1 protein-coding gene is annotated in these 1,369 nt (G+C 37.5%); it reads right to left on the bottom strand.

Going from position 1 to position 1,369, the window contains the following annotated elements; all coding sequences use genetic code 11:
• Positions 1–1,199: bacterial Ig-like domain-containing protein (locus A5875_RS21895; protein ID WP_176244778.1), on the bottom strand; the 1,199-nt coding region annotated here is incomplete at its 3' end.
• Positions 1,200–1,369 lie beyond the last annotated feature (170 nt).

Raw genomic sequence — 1,369 nt, 5'->3', positions numbered from 1 at the left:
TCTTCGGGCATAGGATCATTCACGTATTTTGTTACGTCGGACCCAGTGATGCTTTGTTGGTTTGCTAATACTGTAATATTGGCGGTACTGCTAACATTATTTAATTTGTAAACAACTGGGTATGTTCCTATTTTTGTCGTATCTAGCTGACTAGAGTCTATTGTGCCCCCAGCTGAAATAAATTGTTCATAGTTGAGTGGAGTACCATCTTTATTGATTGCACTATCGAAGTTTTCCTTACCATCCCAACTGTCATTCACATAGATAGTGGAATCGTGGGTAGTAATTGCCGTTTTATCAGCAGCTTTATACCAAAAAACAATGGCTTGCTCACCTGTAGTGTCTCTATTCCCACTAATTACAGGTCCACCGGCCTTCAATATTGTAGTAATGGTTTTATCCGGCCCGTCTGATATAGTATCAGGTGTGACTAAAGAGTTTCCAGTAAAGGCATAACCTTCAACTTCTTTAGCAGAAGCTGATACTGTAGTTCCTAGTTTCATCCCATTTCCAAGAACTTCTTCAGGTAACAGGTCCTTACCAGTTAAAGCATCCTTATAATAAACCTTCGCTACTTTTGTCACCCGTGCATAACTCTCCCCAGAATATAATTCTGCCCAAAAACTATCATTCTGAGCTGTATTAGTATCTTTGGCATTCAGATTTCCATCAATCGTAATTGTATCTCCACTATTGAGTATTGCATCTTTAGTATTAACCAAGTAATCATTGTATTGAGCTCCAAACAAGTCAGTTGGTGTTACTGGAAGTTTCCACTGTCCCCCTGTAGTTTCATTTGTAAGTGTAATGTTACTTACCCATGCATAACCAGAGGAATAAAGGGGAACTCTAATTACAAAGGCATTTGGATTAAGTACAACAGTAAATTCAATGCTAGGGATAGTTACTTCTCCTGTAATCTGTCCATAATTTAAAACCATCGTTTTCTTGAATTTTCTCATCGTTGTTCCGTCAAATGGATCTAAAGGTAGTGCACCAGCAATACTCTGGTTTTGCCCACCAGTACCATGAGGTTGCCAATTTGACCAATCAATATTCGGCACTACATGTTCAGTGTTACTCTCAGCTCTATTCGATGAAACTGCACTTTCAGCAGCATAATTCAAAGCAGGATAAATGGTTTGTGAAGCTAATGTTAAGGCGATCGTTCCTAAAGTAATAATTCTTTTCTTTTTCATGTTGTTGACCTCTCTCAAATTAAAAATGATTAAAATATTTGTTATCTTATTCAAGCAAACTATATAAAGTTGTTAATGCTATGGTTGTTTAATTCCGAATAATATTGCCCCCGATAACTCCTGTCTCTTATACACATCTAGATGTGTAGATGCTTATTGTATGGATCTCG

The sequence above is a fragment of the Enterococcus sp. 3H8_DIV0648 genome (assembly GCF_002140655.1).
Taxonomy (GTDB): Bacteria; Bacillota; Bacilli; order Lactobacillales; family Enterococcaceae; genus Enterococcus_A; species Enterococcus_A hulanensis.
The sequence above is the reverse complement of the archived record's forward strand: the minus strand, read 5'-3'. Positions and strand labels throughout refer to the sequence as shown.